Consider the following 16,899-nt stretch of genomic DNA (forward strand, 5'->3'; position numbering starts at 1 on the left):
GCCAAAATACAGAGTAAGGGGAATACCATGCTTATACTTACACGTCGCGTTGGAGAGTCACTGATTATTGGTGATGATGTTGTTGTGAACGTTCTGGGTGTCAAAGGCAATCAAGTTCGAATCGGTGTCGATGCCCCTAAAGACGTCACCGTTCACCGTGAAGAAATCTACGATAGAATTCAAGCAGAAAAAGATCAATCTAGCACCGGTTAATTCGGCATTTTCACTAGCCAAATCCATCTTTTCTGGTATAATGATCGGCTTTGATGGAGAGCTGGCCGAGTGGCTGAAGGCGCGCCCCTGCTAAGGGCGTATAGGCTAATACCCTATCGAGGGTTCGAATCCCTCGCTCTCCGCCAAATTACTTACTTTTATCGTTGCTAGAAACATCATTTAAAAGTATAATTTACCGTTTACAGCGCCTGTAGCTCAGCTGGATAGAGTACCTGGCTACGAACCAGGCGGTCGCACGTTCGAATCGTGCCAGGCGCGCCACTTTTTATAAGTACATTCAAGCAGTTATCAGTTTATCTGGTAACTGCTTTTTTGTTTCTCGCGTTTATAAATTCGACATATTAATTTGCCGCAATATAGCGACATTTTGGATAATTAGAACAACCTAGAAAAGTTTTCCCGGTTCCCTTTCCTTTCATGGCTTTTCTAGCCAATAAATTACCACCACACTTAGGACATGATGTTGGTACTTCTGACATTTCACCATCGAGTTCTGGCCGTAAGTAAACTTTCAAATTATTGTCATTAGGCTCATCAACAATCGGGTTTAAATTACCAGGCATAATCAGCTGGGTTAGCTGCGCTTGAATATCCTGTGATTGGTAACCTTGTCTCGCAGGTAATCTTAATAATGGAAGCTTGGCGACTGTCATCACTTCTTCTAGAAATTTGTCGCGAGCCTGTCTGGATGAGTTTGCATGACTGGCATCATCAAGCTCTATCGCACAAATTATTTCCGCCGTTTGTTTATCCACTAAAACAAAGTCGAGATGTTTAGATTGAATCCGGTTAAACGCGGTTCGCCAACTGCTTTTCGGTATACCTTTATGGACATTAATCACGTCCGCCAAACGAACTTTGGCATGAATATCATATTCAGATGAAACGGCTAACTTGAGTACATGATGAAATGAAATTTCCGCAGGTGTCAGAAGTGCTGTCACCTTAAAATACGGCAATGACTTTAGATTCTTAACATCGGGGATTTGCTTTATCGCAAATAAAACAATGATGACCAGTAGTGTTAGTAGGATGAAAACTTCCATGTTTATCAATTCCCGAATTATTGAATTAGAATCGCCACACCGCTAATGCCTGGGCTGTATGCTCGTCTACATCATCACCGAGCTTGTTTTGCCACCATTGATATTCAACACCTAAGTAAAGTTTATCTGCTTTATTGAATAGTGCATGACCGGCATCCCACCTGAACTGTGGCTGCGCCAAGATCCAATGTCTTACAGGTAAACCTAGTTCATTATGCCGGCTGCCAATATATTCAATATGTCCCACGATTGAGAACCGTTGTTGCCCGACTTTAAACGGTAAGCCCCAGTTAACATCAACCATGTAACTATCAGATTCAGCAGGTGCGCCGCCAGCTGATAAACCGCGATTATCATCAATATAAGCCGTAATATCCGTGTTCAAGAAAGTAAATGCTGGCACATTCCATGAAAACCTAATGCCGGGTAGATATTTTCGTACTTTGGCATCATGAGCATAGTTTATACCAGCAATCAGGCTCATATCTTTCACTGGACCGAAAGCAAAGTTTTTACCGGTTACTTTACTCAGACTCAGCGAGCCGTAGTATTCCAGATAAAAGTCTTCATCATTAAAACCATCTTTTCGATCGTCATCCAAATAGTCGATGAATAGAAAGTTTTGGCCATATTGCCAACCACTGGCATGCTGAAAGGTCAGAATATCGGTTGTACTTCTCTTGCCACCTACAAATCCTGGGCTCTTGATTTGCCCATGTTGGTAATGCAACTCGTTAATAGACCAATCAAAGGCAAAACTCGTCACTGGTAGACTAAGTAAAGCCGATAAAACACTCAGTTTTAATATTTTCATAATTGAGTGTTATTTAGTCGGTGGAATGGTAAAACCAATAACGCAAATGTCGTCCCTTTGCTCATACCGATTATCCGTCCATTTATTCAGATATTGCATGATTGCTTTATCTTGCTCAGGCAATGATAAAGCATTTGCTTGACGAATTGCGTCAGCAAATTCGTCCAAACGTAGACCATAGCCATGATCACCGCCGGGCTGATCTAAATAGCCATCTGTGGTCATGTAGAAATGTGTATCTTTACAGTCTGTAATGACGGTGTCAGTAAAGGTATGCACTCTTCTACCAACCAATGGACGACGTGCACCTTTATACTGGGTGAGTTCATCATTTCGCCATGCATACAATGATAGTTTGGCTCCTGAGAATTTCACTTCATCATGTTCAGCATCAATAATTGCTAAGCCGGCGTCCATATTCGTTGCCAAACCACGTGGTAACTCGAGGTCCAATAACATGCCACGCAATACTTCATCCATTTTCTGGAGAATTTTCGCAGGTGAATCTAAGCCATGCTCACGCACAGCATGATCTAACGCCGCTCTCGCTAACATTGTCATCAATGCACCAGGAACGCCATGACCAGCACAATCAACAATGGCAACCAGATGTTGTTTATCTGCTTGATGATATGCATAGAAGTCACCACCAACGGTATCTCTGGGGTGCCAGACAACACAGCAACTGCCGGGTAAACAACGCTGCATGACTAAATCAGGCAAGATGGCTTGTTGAATCAAGCGAGCATAATCAATTGAGTCGTTAACCATTTTATTAATCAACTCAATCTCACGATTACTGTTTTCGAGCTCTCTCGTCCGAGCACTTACCTTAGACTCGAGCTCATTGGTGTGCGATTGAATCGTTTTCACCATCTGCGCAAATGCACGTGACAAATCACCAATCTCATCTGTCGATTGCACCGGTAGACTGACATCATATTGGCCTTTTGCCAGCGCATTTGCCGAGCTTTGTAGTCGACTCAATGGCTGAATCAACATGCGTTGAACAGCGAAAGCCAATGCCACAATAATGAGCAAGATAACAGCAACAACCCCAAACATAATGCCGTACAACCAACGCTCGCTAACCACCTCTGCAACATTGAGGTTAATCAACGACGCGACATACCAATTTAACTCTGGAATATATGAGGTCACCAAAATATGAGGCTGGTTGTTGACCGTTACGTCCAACAATTGAATTGCATCTGGATTGCTATTTCCAAGCAAAGCCTTTGCCGCATCACGATCTTTATCTGCTAATAATTCAAATACTTGCTTACCTTCACTCTCTAAACCGGCTCCACTACCAAAAGCAATAAGAGATGCATCAGGATGCGCTTGAATGTATCCCTCTTGATCTAACGCCATGGTAGTAACACCCACCTCACCCGTTTGCAGCAAATCGTCAACAAAACGGGTTAAATCAAGGCCAGTGCCAATCATGCCAAGCGTTGAACCATTTTGGTCTTTCACAGGGATATTGAACCAAACACGCGTAGTACCTAACTGGAGGTCAGGGTTTACATTGATGTTGTAATCTCTGGTGTCTTTAATGATATTAAAAAACCAGCCATCATCTGGGTTACTCTCAGATAATTGATAATCTGGTGCTTTATCGTTTGAGCCTAACTCATTGAAATAATAATTTTTGCTTTTGGCATGAATTGCAAAATAGGCCTTGTCGCGAAAACTCTCCATATAGGATTGCGCTTCATCAAAGAAGATATCAGCCTTTTCAGAATTACTTTCATCGGCAAACCATGCTTTAGAGAAACTTGCCTTTGCAAACTGCTGACTCAACACCAACTCGCGGTCAACTGGAGCACGAATTTTGTAACGATTTAGTTCAGCAAGGTTTTCGGCATAAGCAGCTGCAAGACTTTTATGTACCTGTTTAAATGCCTGCCAAGTAATCAGCGTAGCCGGAATGAGAATAATCAACAAAACCAACACTAAAGCTGCCATGGCTTTGTTGCGTAAGCCCATTTTCAATATTGCCATTCTTCTCTCCGACGCCTGACAATATCAAGCAACTGTCACACGATTACGACCTGATTGCTTGGCTTGATACAAAGCATCATCAGCACGTTTAATCGTTTCATCAAAATTTTCATTTGCCCGAAAGGCAGTTAAACCCGCACTAAAAGTAATCGTATCGATAACTTTGGTTTGCGTGGGTTTATTAGGTAAGAAATGCGGCCAATCTGTCTCAATGACCTTTTGTAAAATCCGTTCTATCAAGATCTTGGCTTCAGTGACATTAAGCTCGGGTACGATAAGTAAAAACTCTTCCCCACCCCAACGGCTACAAACGTCTGAAATACGTACGCCGGTTTTAAGAATACTGGCAAACTTCTTCAAGACTTTGTCACCAAGCTCATGTCCGTAAATATCATTGATAGCTTTAAAATGATCGATATCAATTAATGCTAAACAAAACTGAACTTGCTTGCGCTTATAGAGTGCTTGGAGTTCTTTAAGCCTATGAATAGCAAAACGACGATTGGGTAGTTCTGTCAGCAAATCATGTTGGGCGTGATATTCCAACTGCTCATTCACATCAACCATATTTTGTTGATACAAATCTGAGATCCGCGCGATTTTCTGAAGTCGACGTAATTGCTTACCAAACTGTTCTTGCAGCTCGACGTTCTTATCGTAGGAAAGACCATCAAACGCATCAGCAATTCGCATCAGCTTTTGCAGCTGCCGCTTATGATCTTGCGACTCGTCATAAAGTCTTTTTAAAACAGGTACCAGCGGATTATCACGTAATTTTGGATCCAATAAGATTTTCTCAATCTCTGGATCTTGCTCTACTTTGGACTTTTCGTTCTGATTAGCCAAGGGTTATCTCGCTTCAATGCTGCCGCGCCGCAGCATTTGCATTTACTTAGGTTCTATCTTGAACGGAAACGAGCAATCTTCCATGAACTCTTCCACCATATCCACCACACGTTCATTGCGAGGGTCATAAAACCAAATAACTTCTACCTTCTTCCCTTTAAGGTAGGCATCTTCCATCATGTCAAACAAATCCATCATTGCTTTAACACTACTGGTATTCATGTAAGCAATTTGAATATGCATAACCAACGTGTTGTCAGCAGTCGCTAAAAACTGTTCAACCCATTCAAAGACTGGCGCAAAAAACTCATATGAATTTTCTGGGTAGGAATCACCTTCAATGGTGAATAAGCCACTGCTCGGCTCAGCATTCAGTTTTGGAGTATTTTTAGTCTGCTCTAAAAAAAGCGTATTAAGTTTCATAGTGTAATTAAATTCAGATAGTTGCGAGTATGCTTAAAAAAGCTTTTCCTTGTTCTGCATCTGTCAATGAACACGAAATCGGGTTTGATGCTTTGCGGCTAATATCAATTAGACCCAAGCCGGCACCAGAAGCACTATTTTCTTCCCGAGGTTCACGCAGTTGCTTTTTGAATGCAGCTTTAAGCTGCACTTTGTCCATTGCTGCTAAATCGTTAATTTTTTCGACTAAACTTTGACCATCATTTGGCTCAACAATATTGCCAGCCATCACCTGGTAACCACCTTCACTATGAGCAACAACAACAGTGGCTGAGCTTTGAATCTCAGAATACCCCTGTTTCTTGGCATAGTGTCGAATGTTTTGTGTAAGCTCGATATAGACACCAAACACATCCATAGCGAGGCTGGGTTCTGTTGCTTCAGTTTGCAAATGGTTTTTTAGTGCGTCACCTAATTCTTGGATAAGACCACTTGAAATCGGACCATTGAAGCATAACAAAATGTTTTTTTCATTTAGCTCCTGTCGTAGCGTCAATAGGTTAATTGATTGCATAAAGCATCCTGATAAAAGCTCACGATTTAAAGACTATACAACATAAACATTATGTCGAATGTGCACTAAACGGCATATTATATTTGAAAACAAAAAATCCCGGACAAAATGCCCAGGATTTCTTGCGTAAAAGCGTTTTTATTGTGCTTATTCGGCTTCTTTGACGATTTGCGCTTGGTGGTAATTTTCAATACCCATTTTATCGATTAAGCCTAGTTGTGTTTCCAGCCAATCAACATGTTCTTCTTCTGACTCAAGAATGTGTTTAAACAAATCACGGCTAACATAGTCACCTACTTGCTCACAGTAGAGGATGCCTTCTTTTAAATCTGGAATAGCATCCATCTCTAAAGCCAGATCGGCTTCCAACATTTCACGGGTATTTTCACCGATACGCAGTGCACCTAGATCTTGAAGGTTAGGCAAACCTTCTAGGAACAAGACTCGCTCAGTCAACATATCTGCATGTTTCATTTCGTCGATTGACTCATGATACTCATGCTCATATAAGTTTTTCAGGCCCCAATCCTTGTAGATTTTGGCGTGTAAAAAATATTGATTAATGGCAATCAGCTCGTTGCCTAAAACTTTGTTTAATAACTCAATGACTTTTTTGTCGCCTTTCATAGTGCTGTCCTTCGTTTAAATTGCATATAGCGATTATCGTCGATTAAAACCAAAAGTCAAAGATAACTTGTTGATATAAAAGGCAAATGAAAACGATTAGCATCTGTACTAAAATGCAGGCGTTATTCTGAACGAATGTCAGATATATTTTTAGCGGTAATTGAAAGACTTAGCGATTGCTAATTTTTTTCCCTAGGAAGATTTCCTAGTGATAAATGCAAGTAAAGCGTTATGAATAAATCGCTGTCATCGGCACAGATTGCGCATCGTTTGATTGCGTCAAATGCTGTTGTAACTGGCGATTAACTTTAAACTGACATTTGCCACAGCAGCTTGCGGCACCGGTGGTTTCACGGACTTTCTCCAAGGTATCAGCACCATCATTAACGGCGTTTTTAATCGCTTGGACATTCACATTGTTGCAAACACAGATAATCATGTAAGCCACCTATAAAGACAATGATGCAAATGATAATGATTGTTATTTAATTAGTCAATTGATTTTTACGCGCCTTTACATTTGTAAAACAAACTTGCTGTAATTGTTTTAAAGTCTTAACGTGCCAATACTTACCCGTGCTTCATTTTAAAGGCGATTCATGAAAATACCTGCGGCTACCATCTTAATCGTTGAAGATCATCGTGATTTAGCGGCCAATGTGGGCGACTATCTCGAAGCTGGTGGCTTTACCGTTGACTTTGCGGCTGATGGTGTGAGTGCTTTACAGCTTTGCGAAGAGAATCACTATGATGCCGTTGTGCTCGACATTATGTTGCCGGGCTTAGATGGTTTTGAAGTGTGCCATAAACTCCGCCAGCAGATGCATTTGAACACGCCTATCATCATGTTGACGGCCAGAGACACGATAAACGATAAAGTAAATGGTTTTGAAGTCGGTGCTGATGACTATCTCATCAAACCTTTCGAATTACGAGAGTTAGAGGCGCGACTAGTGGCTTTGATCCGTCGTCAACGTGGTGAACTTGAGGGTGCTAAATTACAAGTTGGCGATTTAAAGTTTGATTTAGAAACAATGCGTGTCACGCGAGGGAATGTAACAATCAAGCTCTCCCCTATTACACTTCATATTCTTCGCATCCTGATGCGTGAATCGCCTAAACTGGTCACACGTGAACGATTAGAGTCTGAAGTCTGGGGTGACGATGCGCCTGATAGTGATACTTTACGCAGTCATTTATATAACCTACGTAAAAATATCGATAAGCCCTTTGAGCAACAACTTATGCATACCATACCTGGTGTGGGTTATAAGGTTTGTCTACCTGAAGATTTATAAATCAAAGATTTCTAAATCGTGCATTCGGAAAATGCACACTGACTTCTGTGCCCTCGCCGATTTTGCTTGATAGCCTTAAACTCCAGTCATAACGGTTACAAAGTCGCTTCACAATCGTCATACCGATGCCATAACCGGGCGCCCCGTTATCTTTTCCACGATAGAAAGGTTTAAATAACTGGTTAATCTGGGTTTTATCCATACCAATACCACTATCCGCCACAGAAAAGCCATCTGATTGAATACGTATAGTGACACTGCCACGCAAGGTGTAATTAAAGGCATTTCGTAATAAGTTACCAATCAAAATCGGTAAAACCCGCTCAGGTGCGTCCACAATGAGCATGCCAGACTCTTCTACATTAATGCTGATGGCTTTGTCGTGATGAATCATTTGCAGGTTTTCTAGTTCTGCAGTGATAAGGTCATTCACAATCACCTGCTCAGATGGTAAAGATTGTGCCTGTTCACGCGCCAACAATAATAAGGTCTCAATCAAAGACTCCATATCGTACAAAGTACGATACATACGATTCACTTCAGCCGTTGCTGCATCACCATACTTACGCTCAACTAATTCAAGCGCTCCACGAATTACAGCAATCGGCGTACGTAACTCATGACTGACATCACGTGTGAAATTACGCTCTCTCTCCACGAAGTTTTCTAATCGCCCGGTAAAGTGATCTAAGGCACGAACTAAACTCGTCACCTCTTCATCAGAAATCTTACGAATATCTCCTAAATCGAGCTGTGGCAAATTGCCATCTTTAAAATCAACCTGTTCAACCGCTCGTGACAACTTAACAATAGGCGAAATAGCTTTATTTGACTGACGATAGGCAAACCAAGCCAACAAATAAAGTACAACCAGCACGAGTGCCAACGGTAATATCCCGAAGACGAGTGCCAACCGAGATACTTTCATCTCATCGAAAATGAGAAACAAACGTTGCCCAGCTTTATCTTCAACAAAAATAATCGGCTCTTGACCATTCATCTGGGCACGTTGTAAACCGGGTGACAGGTTTTGTAGTGGTAAAGGCAACTGCTGTAAATCGTTAACTGGCGAAATATACGCCCTAAGATTCATGGTATCTGGCAACGGAAAATTTGGATCTTCACTTCGTTTTAACCAAAAATGCTCAGCCTCACCCTCAAGCGCAGCGCGTACCAAAATATCTTCCAGTGTCGCTTTGGCAGCAAATACACCACCAAGTGTGACTAAACTAATCAAAACTATCTGAATTAAGAAAACCTTAATGAGTTTTGATTGCAGATTATTGTTGGCTTTTGCCATCCGTTAATTCACCTGCTTTTGGAACAGGTAATGACCAACTAACCACTCACTACCCTGTCGATAGCCAAATAATTCAGCACAAGCCATAAAGAATAACCGCCAACGCTGTAACCAGATTTTGCCCTGTCCTTTACCATAAAGCTCATCAAAAATCTGAATGATTTCATCACTGTGTTTATCCGTATTTTCCAGCCAAGCTTCAGATGTCTTTTGATAATGTTGGCCGTTCACAAGCCATTGCTTTTCGATCTTCAAAGTATCTTGAAAATGCAGCAAGGTATCTGCGGACGGCATCAAGCCCCCCGTGAAGAAATAACGTCCCATCCAGTTATCATCACCCTCAGTTTCAAAGGGATAAACCACACTCCGATGACAAAAAATGTGCACAAATAATTTACCATCGACACGTAACCACCTGCCGATCTTGTCAAAAAGCTGCTGATAGTTACGCATATGTTCAAACATCTCTATTGAGACGACCCGATCAAATTGCTCATTCAGTTCTAACTGGTTTACATCTTGGGTAATGATGCGAAGATTTGACAATCCACGTTCGTGAGCTTGCTTTTCAATATGCAGACGCTGAGAGTTTGAGTTTGAGACCCCAGTAATTCTTGAATACGGAAAGCGTTCAGCCAAATACAGGGTTAATGAGCCCCAACCACAACCAAGTTCTAAAATATCCTGACCATTTTCAAATTGGCCACGCTCAACATACCGCTCAAGCATGGCTTGCTCAGCTTCCTCTAAAGACAGCGTGTAATCATCCCACCAGCAACTACTGTATTTGAGATGTTTACCCAACGCTAACTTATAAAAGGCAGCAGGCACTTCATAGTGCTGTTCATTGGCTGCATCAGTCTCAATAGCGATAGGACTTTGTCTTAGCATCTCGATACAACGCGCTTTAAGCTCGCTAGCTGCCTGCAAATCATCAGCACACTCGTCTTGAAGACGTTGCTTTAATAGTCTTCTAATTCCCATGCGAATGACTACATCAGGTAACAACCTTTTTTCGGCAAGGTTAATGGCTGACATGTTTTTTCCTCCAGGGAATAAATGGGCTAGTTGTGTGTTGATAACGTTTATAAGCTTCACCACGACTACGAATAGCCTGCTGTTCGGTATAAGGAATTCCGGTCACAAAATACAAAAATAACAGCATCACTAGTGGCGCAAACCACAGCCAGATGCCGTTCTGCACGCCGACTGCAAGTAGTGGATAGGCAAACCAATGTAACCACTCAAAAAAGTAATTAGGGTGTCTTGAGTAATACCAAAGCCCTTGCTCACAAACCTTGCCCTTGTTTGCAGGATCTTGTCGGAAAGCTTGAAGTTGCTTATCTGCGATAGTCACGCCAGTAATCACGATAAGTATCACCATGACGCCTAAATACTGTGGCAAAGCAAATGTCGATATCTCACTTTGACTTAATAAATAGACTGGCAGTGCAAATCCCCAAGCCAATAAGGCCTGAAATTGGAAAAAGAAAAAGTGATAAAAACCTGCTTTTGCTCCCCAATACTTTCGTAAATACCGGTATCGACCATCCTCAGGTTCACCAACAACACGTTGATATAAATGCCAGCCCAGTCTGAGATACCAAAGTCCCATAATGAAACCTGCTGTAAGCCTCAGGCTTATCGTTCCTTCTCCCCAAAAGGCATAAACAAAAGCTAGTCCACTCAGGCTAAATGCCCAAAGCACATCAACAATCCCTGCGTTTTGTGTTTTTTGCTGCCACAGCCACCCAAGCAGCATCACCACTGATATGACTGCCAAACTAAACCAGAGCATACACATCATCCTGTTCTTGTTTACGCCAGCGCTTTGCTAACAACATGAGTAAAGGCACAGCAATAGCCCATGTAATAGCTGTAACCATGATGAGCATTTCAGGTTGCAGCCAGTTTAAGGCACCTATCTTGTGGCCAGCGTAATAAGAAATGGGACTACCGATCCCGGCAAAAAGCACCGTCAACAAAGGTCTGTTGATTAACCAGCCAAGAGAGTGATTTAAAATAAGGGCAAAATTTACCCACAAACATAAAATCCACCACGGCGCGATGTGAGCCCATGTTTGGGCGTTATAGGCCATTAGCCCCGTTACAGAGTATGTACTATCAAGCATTATTCCAGTCAGAACTGCCGCAATAATGAGTTTGGCATCTGTTTTCGGTAAATCCGTTAACAGAAAGTGCAGCAAAACAAAAAACATCGTCATTAATATCGCTGGCAAATTATTATCCGCAGCGCCAGATAAGACACACACCAGCCAACTAATTTGAAATAACACAAAGTTGATGAGGTTTTTACTCAACACTTGCTGGTACCCATTGCGGTCGACGGTTTTGGTTCTTGCTAAATAAAAGATGGACATCAGCAATGCTTCTCTCAGCAAAACCGCCCTCACAGTAGCAAAGATAAAACTCCCACATGCGAATAAAACTATCTGGATAACCTTGCTGACGAACCGTATCCAACTGCGACATAAAACGTTTTCGCCACTCAGCCAGCGTTATGGCATAACTCGGTCCAATATCTTCTAAATTGGTGAGCTTTAACTTTGCCTTAGCTGCGGCATTTGTCAGAACGGTAACACTCGGAATAAAGCTGCCAGGGAAAATATAACGCTTAATAAAATCAACCGATTTCACCGCTTGCTCATACCGGTGATCTTCAATGGTAATCGCCTGAATAATTGCCAGCCCATCATCTTTTAAAAGCTGACTACATTTCGCAAAGTAACCTTCTATATAGTGGTGACCAACCGCTTCGACCATCTCGATGGAAATAAGCTTGTCGTACTGACCAGTTAAATCTCGATAATCTTGAAGTAGAACTGTGACTTTATCTTCTAAGTTAGCGGCTTTGACTCTTGCCGTTGCGTAAGCATACTGCTCTTTAGAAATAGTCGTCGTCGTGACTTTGCAACCATAGTGACTCGCTGCATAGACTGCGGCACCACCCCACCCCGTGCCGATTTCCAATAAGTTGTCATCTGTAGTTAAAGCTAACTTGTCGCAAAGGCGTTTGAGTTTATTCGCTTGGGCTTGTTCGAGTGATTCATCTTCTCGGTAATAAAGCGCCGAAGAATACATCATCCAGTCCCGATCAAGAAACAATTCAAATAAATCGTTTCCGAGATCGTAATGGGCAGCAATATTTTTACGACTACCTTCATGACTATTACGATTAAAGTAATGCCAACCTTTCATTAGCCAACCAGCAACACGAGCTAAACCTTTCTCCATGTCATCGGTTAAGTCTTGGTTTCGAACCAAAATTCGAACCAACCCAGTTAAATCACTGCAATGCCAATCACCAGACATATAGGCCTCAGCAGCTCCCACACTTCCACCACGGACTACAGCCTCAAAAAAACGGTGGTCATACACCGTAAGATTGACCGTTAAATCAGCCTCACTATCACCTAATTCATAAACTGCATTTGCGGTATGAAGATAGATACAACCCTGACGAATTTGACTGAGTTGGTTGATAACCAGCTTTTCGTATAGCCTTGCAACTCGACCAACTTTCTCTAATTTATCAGCCGTAGTTACCTGACGATTCATAGGTCCTCTCCCTTAGCCGACGCTGTCTGTTTTTGTTGCGTATTTGGATGGTTAAAAAATGGCGTTTTCTTTAACCAAAGACGAAATGCCTGCCAATAAATTCGCCATAGCACGGCCAACGTTTGCATAGGAAAACGTAGCGGCAGTCGACGCATATTTTTTGCCGTAAATGGCTGAAACTGCATCTTTAATGTGGCATCAAACTGCGGCTCATCATCTTGATTAAGTTGCATATTGATCCAAATAGCATCTTCTTCTAGTTCAAACTGCCACTGATAGTGCATTGCCATCGGCATAAATGGTGAAACATGAAACTGTTTGTCAAAATCAAACGTTAATGGCTGTGTTTGACCGCTTACTTGCAGCACATAAGCATGGCGCTCGTTCCATGGCGTATTATTAATTTCAGCCACGATATACTTGAGGATGCCATCAGATGAGCAAAAGTAAAATGTTACCGGGTTAAAAATGACGCCCAGATAACGGGGATGCGTCAACACCTGAACTTGTCCGACAAATGGCTCGTTATAACTTTCTTCAATCAGTTTCGATACAGCCGTTTTTAACTCTTGGGCTGGATGCTGCAAGTAATCACGACGATAAAAGCTTATAAGGTTAAAACGCTCAAGTGACCAAAAGCGTGATTTTGCAAAGTGTGCTGGCTGCTTATCTAAATCCATTAACAGCATGGCAACCGGATATTGGAAACGGTGCGTATTAGGTAAATAACGCTGGTGTTGAACCCAGCCTTGATAAATACCATCAGGCAGCATCAGTGACTACCTCGGCTGTTTCACCTAATGCCTCGATAACACGTAGAGCGCTTTTCACACCATCTTCATGAAACCCCCAGCCCCAATAAGCACCACAGTAATAGGTATGTTGTAAGCCTGTGATTTCTGTCCAACGTTTTTGGGCACTTAATGTCGATGCGTTATACATCGGATGCGAGTAACGCCTGCTCAGAAAGACTTTGGCTGGATTAATTAAATGCTTACTGTTAAGTGACACAATAAATTCCAGCGGTGCATCTATATCCTGAAGCGTATTCATGTGATAACTGACTGTGCATTGTGTTGCCAGATCCGGAGAGACACGAACATTCCAGCTGGCCCATGCATTGTGATTACTGGGCAAAATTTGCTTATCAGAGTGCAACAGCATTTCATTTTGCTGATAACCAATGCCCCCTAAAATTTCTATCTCACTTTTGCTCGGTTTATCTAATAAACGTAAAGCTTGATCTGAGTGGGTTGCGATAATGACTTTATCAAAGCGTGTTGTTTCGCCATTAACCCGTAATGTCACACCATTTGCATCACGACTGACACTTTGCACAACAGCACTGGTGTGAAACTCGGCATTCGATTTGTTAACCAGCTTTTCGACATAACGCTTTGAGCCATGACTAATGACTCGCCATTCAGGTCGTGCTGTCAGGTTTAACATATTGTGGTTATGCATAAACTGAACAAAATAGCGTGCTGGAAATGCCTTAATAGAGATACTTGGGCCCGACCATAACGCACATGCCATAGGCAATAGATGATCATTAATAAACACTTGGCTGTATTTATTAAGTTTCAGATAGTCACCTAAGGTTAGCGAATCATCATCTGTTTTGAGTAGCTTTGGCGCCTCTCTATAAAAACGTACTAAATCCCAAATCATTCGATAGAACTTTGGATTTATCAAGTTGCGTCTTTGACAGAAAAGGCGGTTGATATCAGTAGCGTTGTACTCTAGCCCTGAGAGTAAATTTGTGACACTAAAGCTCATCGTCGTAGGTTGGCTTTTAACATCAAGTTCATCCAATAAGCGACTGAAATTAGGATAATTCTGTTTATTAAACACAATGAATCCGGTATCAATGGGATAGACTTTTCCCGCTACGGTCAGTTCATGAGTATCGGTATGACCACCTAGATAATTACCCGCTTCGAACAAACTCACCTGATGCTGTTTACCCAAGTAATAGGCAGCTGTGAGTCCTGAGATACCGCCACCAATAACTGCTATTTTCATGACGTTCTCACTTCACGGCGAGTTAATGGGACTGTTCTTATTCCCCAAATAAGCCCAACCTTTTCCATTAATTTTAAGAGATAAAAACTGATATCCACTTCCCACCAGTAAAATCCCTGACGAGCCGAAACGGGATAATGATGATGATTGTTATGCCAGCCCTCACCTAAGGTGAGTAATGCTAAAAAAGCATTGTTTCTACTTTCATCACCTGTTTGATAACGCTGCTTACCATAGCGATGCGCTAATGAATTAATCGAAAGCGTCGCGTGAATCAAAACCACTGTAGATACAAAGTACCCCCAGACCAATAGCTGGCCTCCCGTTGTTCCAAGCTCTGGTTGCAGATAAGCCAAAACCTCACCCAACACGAATAAACCAACCGCCAGCAACACTGGAACAAAAATATCGAATCGGTCTAACCAACGAAGCTCTGGATACTTACGTAAATCCGTGACGAGTTCATAGTCAGCTTGAAAATGACTGTCTGACAAAAACCAGCCCATATGACTCCATAAAAAACCTTGTTTAGGTGAATGTGGATCAGTGTCTTTATCAGCATGACGGTGATGTTGACGGTGATGAGCAGCCCACCACAATGGCCCACGTTGTGTTGCACTAGCGCCGAGTAAGGCAAAAATAAATTGCACAGGGCGTGAAGTTTTAAATGCTTTATGAGAAAAATAACGGTGATAAAACGCCGTAATAGCAAACATACGTATTAGATATAAGGCGATAGCAATCGCAACTGCTGTCGCAGAAATCCCCACCCAGAACACTGCTAAACAAGCCAAATGTAGTGCAATGAACGGAATGATGCGTAGCCAATCAACTTGACGGTTGCCCGAACGTGCGGGGGTATACGCCGTGCCGTTATCGAACCATCTAATTATTGATTTCATTTGGAAACTCTCATGTGTGAGTGCAATGTAGAGTGGTGTACGTGAATTGTATGTGAAAGCCCAGCCTGCTTTGTTTTCACCGCATTTTCACAAGTCAGCAGTTTAACTGGTAGCAATTAAATCTGTTTCGGTGACGTGATTTTGAAGATTAAGCAGTTATACATCTCCCTACCGTTTTTACTTGTCCTTTTAGGTTCTTGTAGTAACAAACCTAATCAATCAGCGTACTTTGACGCTTACCAGCAATCACTCAAAGATACGACGCCTGTCGCCGTCAATAACAATACAGTAGCTGATTTCAGTCGTATTTTTGCCAATATTCAAAGCGACAAACTGGCTAGCCTTGTAGAGGAGCTCTATGCCGACAGGTTTTATTTTAACGATACATTTCGCACCATCAGACATAAGCAGACGCTCATCAACTATCTCACCGAAACGGGTATAAACGTTGATGCACTAGAGGTTGAAATTCAAGATATTGCCAGAAGTGATAACGAAGTTTATGTCCGATGGACAATGTATATGGCATTTACTGTGATGGGAAAAATGGTTGAAAGTAATTCCATTGGTATCACCCATTTACGATTTAATGATGATGGAAAAATCATTCTGCATCAGGATTATTGGGATGGTGCTGACGCGTTTTATCAACACTTGCCCATTATTGGTCTTGGTTTAAGACATGTTAGGAGCAAGCTTTGAGAGCCAAATTTTTTCTGTTACTGATGTTAGCCGCAGCCCAAAGTCATGCAGCTGAGTTTGAACCGCATTATCAGCTTGGGGCACAAACACTGACTTTATGTTCACAAACACCCATGAAGAAAATGCTTTTTAACCTTGGGGATGTGGCTTTGTATGCCAAAGATTGTGCCATAGTGACGGCCGACACACTCACCTCACAACCAGTTCATTTAACGTTTAAGTATGAACGTGCCTTTGATGGCGATGATTTTATTGAATCATCGGATGTGTTGATTAAACGTAATACGGCTCAAGTGGAATATCAGGCGATACAAAGCGACTTAAATGCATTTAATGCTAATTACCAAGCTATTGCTGATGGCGAACGTTATGACATTGGTTGGTCAGAGGCGACCGGATTGGTTTTGAGCAAAAATAACCGACAGCTCAGTCAGAGCAATTCAGCTGAACTTGCGGGTATCTATTTTCGGATCTGGTTTGGCAAAGATCCTTTTAGTAACGCAATGAAAAACGCCCTACTCCAGGGCGCTTTAAATCGTTAAG

At 42.0% G+C, this 16,899-nt stretch carries 20 protein-coding genes and 2 tRNA genes; 6 read left to right on the forward strand and 16 right to left on the reverse strand.

All coding sequences use genetic code 11. The features are described 5' to 3' along the window. The first annotated feature begins 27 nt into the window (after nt 1-27). The 3 genes from csrA to OMP94_RS03900 all read left to right on the forward strand — a co-directional run bounded on the left by csrA (nt 28) and on the right by OMP94_RS03900 (nt 495). Complete coding sequence (csrA, locus tag OMP94_RS03890; protein ID WP_266276225.1) at nt 28-213, forward strand: carbon storage regulator CsrA; 186 nt, start codon at nt 28-30, stop codon at nt 211-213. A gap of 55 nt (nt 214-268) precedes the next feature. Beyond that, a tRNA-Ser gene (locus OMP94_RS03895) sits at nt 269-359 on the forward strand. A 59-nt stretch (nt 360-418) separates the two neighbouring features. After that, nucleotides 419-495 (forward strand) — tRNA-Arg (locus tag OMP94_RS03900). A gap of 80 nt (nt 496-575) precedes the next feature. On the opposite strand, the gene OMP94_RS03905 is transcribed toward OMP94_RS03900, so the two are convergent. The 8 genes from OMP94_RS03905 to OMP94_RS03940 all read right to left on the reverse strand — a co-directional run bounded on the left by OMP94_RS03905 (nt 576) and on the right by OMP94_RS03940 (nt 6,989). Continuing rightward, the gene (locus OMP94_RS03905) at nt 576-1,280 is read right to left on the reverse strand and encodes a DUF2726 domain-containing protein (RefSeq protein WP_266276227.1); all 705 of its coding nucleotides are present in this window, start codon (nt 1,278-1,280) and stop codon (nt 576-578) included. A 25-nt stretch (nt 1,281-1,305) separates the two neighbouring features. After that, nucleotides 1,306-2,094, reverse strand: a complete 789-nt coding sequence (locus OMP94_RS03910) for an outer membrane protein OmpK (RefSeq protein WP_266276229.1) — start codon at nt 2,092-2,094, stop codon at nt 1,306-1,308. 9 nt (nt 2,095-2,103) lie between these two features. After that, nucleotides 2,104-4,101 carry a biofilm regulation protein phosphatase SiaA gene (gene siaA / locus OMP94_RS03915; RefSeq protein WP_266276231.1) on the reverse strand — a complete coding sequence of 666 codons (1,998 nt, stop codon included), beginning with the start codon at nt 4,099-4,101 and terminating at the stop codon, nt 2,104-2,106. 24 nt (nt 4,102-4,125) lie between these two features. Then, nucleotides 4,126-4,947, reverse strand: a complete 822-nt coding sequence (siaD, locus tag OMP94_RS03920; protein ID WP_266276233.1) for a biofilm regulation diguanylate cyclase SiaD — start codon at nt 4,945-4,947, stop codon at nt 4,126-4,128. A gap of 42 nt (nt 4,948-4,989) precedes the next feature. Then, nucleotides 4,990-5,370, reverse strand: a complete 381-nt coding sequence (gene siaC / locus OMP94_RS03925) for a biofilm regulation phosphoprotein SiaC (protein ID WP_266276235.1) — start codon at nt 5,368-5,370, stop codon at nt 4,990-4,992. Nucleotides 5,371-5,383: 13 nt separating this feature from the next. Next, nucleotides 5,384-5,923: a biofilm regulation protein kinase SiaB gene (gene siaB / locus OMP94_RS03930; RefSeq protein ID WP_266276237.1), complete on the reverse strand. Its 540-nt coding sequence runs from the start codon at nt 5,921-5,923 to the stop codon at nt 5,384-5,386. 147 nt (nt 5,924-6,070) lie between these two features. After that, nucleotides 6,071-6,550 carry a bacterioferritin gene (bfr, locus tag OMP94_RS03935; RefSeq protein WP_266276239.1) on the reverse strand — a complete coding sequence of 160 codons (480 nt, stop codon included), beginning with the start codon at nt 6,548-6,550 and terminating at the stop codon, nt 6,071-6,073. A gap of 229 nt (nt 6,551-6,779) precedes the next feature. Then, nucleotides 6,780-6,989: a (2Fe-2S)-binding protein gene (locus tag OMP94_RS03940; protein WP_266276241.1), complete on the reverse strand. Its 210-nt coding sequence runs from the start codon at nt 6,987-6,989 to the stop codon at nt 6,780-6,782. A 160-nt stretch (nt 6,990-7,149) separates the two neighbouring features. Between OMP94_RS03940 and OMP94_RS03945 the strand changes: the two genes are divergently transcribed. After that, nucleotides 7,150-7,848, forward strand: a complete 699-nt coding sequence (locus OMP94_RS03945; protein ID WP_266276243.1) for a response regulator transcription factor — start codon at nt 7,150-7,152, stop codon at nt 7,846-7,848. Nucleotide 7,849: 1 nt separating this feature from the next. On the opposite strand, the gene OMP94_RS03950 is transcribed toward OMP94_RS03945, so the two are convergent. The 8 genes from OMP94_RS03950 to OMP94_RS03985 are packed head-to-tail and all read right to left on the reverse strand — an operon-like array spanning nt 7,850 to nt 15,654. Next, nucleotides 7,850-9,148 carry a sensor histidine kinase gene (locus OMP94_RS03950; RefSeq protein WP_266276245.1) on the reverse strand — a complete coding sequence of 433 codons (1,299 nt, stop codon included), beginning with the start codon at nt 9,146-9,148 and terminating at the stop codon, nt 7,850-7,852. Between the two features lie 3 nt (nt 9,149-9,151). Beyond that, nucleotides 9,152-10,186 (reverse strand): SAM-dependent methyltransferase, encoded by a 1,035-nt coding sequence (locus tag OMP94_RS03955; RefSeq protein WP_266276247.1) that lies wholly within the window; start codon nt 10,184-10,186, stop codon nt 9,152-9,154. Beyond that, nucleotides 10,173-10,946 (reverse strand): DUF1295 domain-containing protein, encoded by a 774-nt coding sequence (locus tag OMP94_RS03960; protein WP_266276249.1) that lies wholly within the window; start codon nt 10,944-10,946, stop codon nt 10,173-10,175. Before OMP94_RS03960 ends, OMP94_RS03955 begins: the two co-directional genes overlap by 14 nt. Beyond that, a complete protein-coding gene (locus tag OMP94_RS03965) occupies nt 10,933-11,529 on the reverse strand; it encodes a DUF2878 domain-containing protein (protein WP_266276251.1) in 597 nt (198 codons plus the stop codon). Before OMP94_RS03965 ends, OMP94_RS03960 begins: the two co-directional genes overlap by 14 nt. Beyond that, nucleotides 11,462-12,727, reverse strand: a complete 1,266-nt coding sequence (locus OMP94_RS03970) for an SAM-dependent methyltransferase (protein WP_266276253.1) — start codon at nt 12,725-12,727, stop codon at nt 11,462-11,464. Before OMP94_RS03970 ends, OMP94_RS03965 begins: the two co-directional genes overlap by 68 nt. After that, on the reverse strand, nt 12,724-13,500 hold the full coding sequence (locus tag OMP94_RS03975; protein ID WP_266276255.1) for a DUF1365 domain-containing protein: 777 nt from the start codon (nt 13,498-13,500) through the stop codon (nt 12,724-12,726). Before OMP94_RS03975 ends, OMP94_RS03970 begins: the two co-directional genes overlap by 4 nt. After that, complete coding sequence (locus OMP94_RS03980; protein ID WP_266276257.1) at nt 13,490-14,752, reverse strand: NAD(P)/FAD-dependent oxidoreductase; 1,263 nt, start codon at nt 14,750-14,752, stop codon at nt 13,490-13,492. Before OMP94_RS03980 ends, OMP94_RS03975 begins: the two co-directional genes overlap by 11 nt. Further along, a complete protein-coding gene (locus OMP94_RS03985; RefSeq protein ID WP_266276259.1) occupies nt 14,749-15,654 on the reverse strand; it encodes an acyl-CoA desaturase in 906 nt (301 codons plus the stop codon). Before OMP94_RS03985 ends, OMP94_RS03980 begins: the two co-directional genes overlap by 4 nt. Nucleotides 15,655-15,795: 141 nt before the next feature. Between OMP94_RS03985 and OMP94_RS03990 the strand changes: the two genes are divergently transcribed. Together OMP94_RS03990 and OMP94_RS03995 are read left to right on the forward strand one after the other, a co-directional pair. Beyond that, on the forward strand, nt 15,796-16,356 hold the full coding sequence (locus tag OMP94_RS03990) for a nuclear transport factor 2 family protein (protein WP_266276261.1): 561 nt from the start codon (nt 15,796-15,798) through the stop codon (nt 16,354-16,356). Next, complete coding sequence (locus tag OMP94_RS03995) at nt 16,353-16,898, forward strand: chalcone isomerase family protein (protein WP_266276263.1); 546 nt, start codon at nt 16,353-16,355, stop codon at nt 16,896-16,898. Before OMP94_RS03990 ends, OMP94_RS03995 begins: the two co-directional genes overlap by 4 nt. The last annotated feature ends 1 nt before the right edge of the window (nt 16,899 follow it).

Source organism: Methylophaga sp. OBS3, from assembly GCF_026319325.1.
GTDB lineage: Bacteria > Pseudomonadota > Gammaproteobacteria > Nitrosococcales > Methylophagaceae > Methylophaga.

Bases quoted from the DNA above. Each gene is read 5' to 3' on its own strand.
- csrA (WP_266276225.1), top strand. From the start codon at position 28: ATGCTTATACTTACACGTCGCGTTGGAGAGTCACTGATTATTGGTGAT.
- OMP94_RS03905 (WP_266276227.1), bottom strand. From the start codon at position 1,280: ATGGAAGTTTTCATCCTACTAACACTACTGGTCATCATTGTTTTATTT.
- OMP94_RS03910 (WP_266276229.1), bottom strand. From the start codon at position 2,094: ATGAAAATATTAAAACTGAGTGTTTTATCGGCTTTACTTAGTCTACCA.
- siaA (WP_266276231.1), bottom strand. From the start codon at position 4,101: ATGGCAATATTGAAAATGGGCTTACGCAACAAAGCCATGGCAGCTTTA.
- siaC (WP_266276235.1), bottom strand. From the start codon at position 5,370: ATGAAACTTAATACGCTTTTTTTAGAGCAGACTAAAAATACTCCAAAA.
- siaB (WP_266276237.1), bottom strand. From the start codon at position 5,923: ATGCAATCAATTAACCTATTGACGCTACGACAGGAGCTAAATGAAAAA.
- bfr (WP_266276239.1), bottom strand. From the start codon at position 6,550: ATGAAAGGCGACAAAAAAGTCATTGAGTTATTAAACAAAGTTTTAGGC.
- OMP94_RS03940 (WP_266276241.1), bottom strand. From the start codon at position 6,989: ATGATTATCTGTGTTTGCAACAATGTGAATGTCCAAGCGATTAAAAAC.
- OMP94_RS03945 (WP_266276243.1), top strand. From the start codon at position 7,150: ATGAAAATACCTGCGGCTACCATCTTAATCGTTGAAGATCATCGTGAT.
- OMP94_RS03950 (WP_266276245.1), bottom strand. From the start codon at position 9,148: ATGGCAAAAGCCAACAATAATCTGCAATCAAAACTCATTAAGGTTTTC.
- OMP94_RS03955 (WP_266276247.1), bottom strand. From the start codon at position 10,186: ATGTCAGCCATTAACCTTGCCGAAAAAAGGTTGTTACCTGATGTAGTC.
- OMP94_RS03960 (WP_266276249.1), bottom strand. From the start codon at position 10,946: ATGCTCTGGTTTAGTTTGGCAGTCATATCAGTGGTGATGCTGCTTGGG.
- OMP94_RS03965 (WP_266276251.1), bottom strand. From the start codon at position 11,529: ATGTCCATCTTTTATTTAGCAAGAACCAAAACCGTCGACCGCAATGGG.
- OMP94_RS03970 (WP_266276253.1), bottom strand. From the start codon at position 12,727: ATGAATCGTCAGGTAACTACGGCTGATAAATTAGAGAAAGTTGGTCGA.
- OMP94_RS03975 (WP_266276255.1), bottom strand. From the start codon at position 13,500: ATGCTGCCTGATGGTATTTATCAAGGCTGGGTTCAACACCAGCGTTAT.
- OMP94_RS03980 (WP_266276257.1), bottom strand. From the start codon at position 14,752: ATGAAAATAGCAGTTATTGGTGGCGGTATCTCAGGACTCACAGCTGCC.
- OMP94_RS03985 (WP_266276259.1), bottom strand. From the start codon at position 15,654: ATGAAATCAATAATTAGATGGTTCGATAACGGCACGGCGTATACCCCC.